The sequence below is a fragment of the Burkholderia sp. MSMB1078WGS genome, assembly GCF_001528895.1.
GTDB lineage: Bacteria > Pseudomonadota > Gammaproteobacteria > Burkholderiales > Burkholderiaceae > Burkholderia.
The window spans coordinates 1-1,507 of the sequence record NZ_LPDI01000106.1 but is presented as its reverse complement, the minus strand read 5'-3'; the positions used below and the strand labels follow the sequence as shown (position 1 = coordinate 1,507).

The 1,507-nt window shown below is 54.7% G+C and carries 1 protein-coding gene; it reads left to right on the top strand.

Annotation, left to right across the window (positions count from 1 at the left end):
* Window positions 1-298: 298 nt before the first annotated feature.
* Window positions 299-1,321: an EAL domain-containing protein gene (locus WT24_RS33850; RefSeq protein ID WP_082742317.1), complete on the top strand. Its 1,023-nt coding sequence runs from the start codon at window positions 299-301 to the stop codon at window positions 1,319-1,321.
* The last annotated feature ends 186 nt before the right edge of the window (window positions 1,322-1,507 follow it).

Here is a 1,507-nt window from a genome sequence, read left to right as displayed (position 1 = left end):
AACCTCGACGCGTTCGTCTCGCGTCTGGTCGCCTGAACCGGAGCATACGCATGTCGGACTCCAATGCCCGTCAAGCGTCCGTGGAGGACAAGCGCCTCACCGCCGGCCAGCCGTTGGGACGAAAGTGTGTCGTCGGTAGATTCGCGCTGAATTCGTCGTGCCTCATTACGCCTGGAACGCAACATCGCGCTGTTGAGTGCACGGAGGTGTCGTGATCCGATGCGAACATGTACTGGCCCAACATGCTGCTGGACGAGATCCACGGCGGCAACCGAATTCAGACACGAGGGCAGCAGGCATGGTACTGGCTGCGATTGCTCAAGACAGAGTGGTATTGCATGCTCAACCGATATTGAGCCTGAATGGCGATGAAGAGCCGCTATATTACGAGTGTCTGGTGAGAATACTTGGAGACCACAACCGAGTAACGTATCCGTCAGCGTTCGTTAGCAGTCTGGAACGCCTTGGACTCATGCGCTTCCTGGACCGCTACGTTGTCGGGATGGCCATTGAATTCATGGAGTCGAACATTGACCTTCGTCTGGGGGTCAATATTTCTGCGCAAAGTGCAAATGAGATCCAGTGGTGGGATTCAATCCTTCAGCGGCTTGCGGGAAGACCCGATATCGCTAGTCGCCTAGTCGTGGAGATTACCGAAACCACGCAACTGTCCCCGGTCTCGGGCCACGTGCTTGTTGAACGCTTGCAGCAGATCGGCTGCAGAATCGCCGTGGACGATTTAGGTGATGGATTCAGCATCGAGAACAGTGCAAGGATCGTGTCACCCGACGTCATCAAGATTTCCGGGCGGATGTTACCGAAAAATGGCTCCGATGAGGTACGTGTCGATCAGTTTGAAGAATTGGTAACTCGCGCGGGACGTCATGCACCGCAGATTGTGGTGGAGGGTATAGAAAGTGCCGAATTGCTGCGCGTTGCCGCGTTGGCCGGTGCAAATTGGGTGCAAGGCTACTACGTCGGAAGGCCTCGCCACTTGGGGAAAACGAAGAACTCGAATGGCCGATCAGTGAACCGATCGGTGATGCAATTCAAGCGCATTGCAGATGCTTTGATTGACCCCCATGTGGACGAAAAGACGCGTCGCGAAGTGGAAATTGCATATGCCGTTGGACTTGCGAGTGCGTTATACGGTCGACACTCTGCCATCGCGGCTGGTTTGCGCAGCAGCTTGATAAAAGTCACGCGCACGATGAAAGAGCGTCCGGTTGCTTCAGCACAATTGTTACGGTGTTTTGCCATGCTTGGTCGGCTCAATGGACACGGATTGGCTGGCTCAATAGGATCAAGAGTCAGCTCATGATTGTGCGACGACGGTACGCAGGGCAACGAACTTCTGTTATGAAAATTTTCTCAATCTAGAGGAATACATGGCAAGGGCAGGGCACCACTCGAAATCTTGCACTAGCAAACGTCTCGTCGTCGGCGTGTCGCTGTTCGTGCGCGGCGCCGGCCAGTCGCTGTGGGAAAACGGCATTTTCCAGAACTG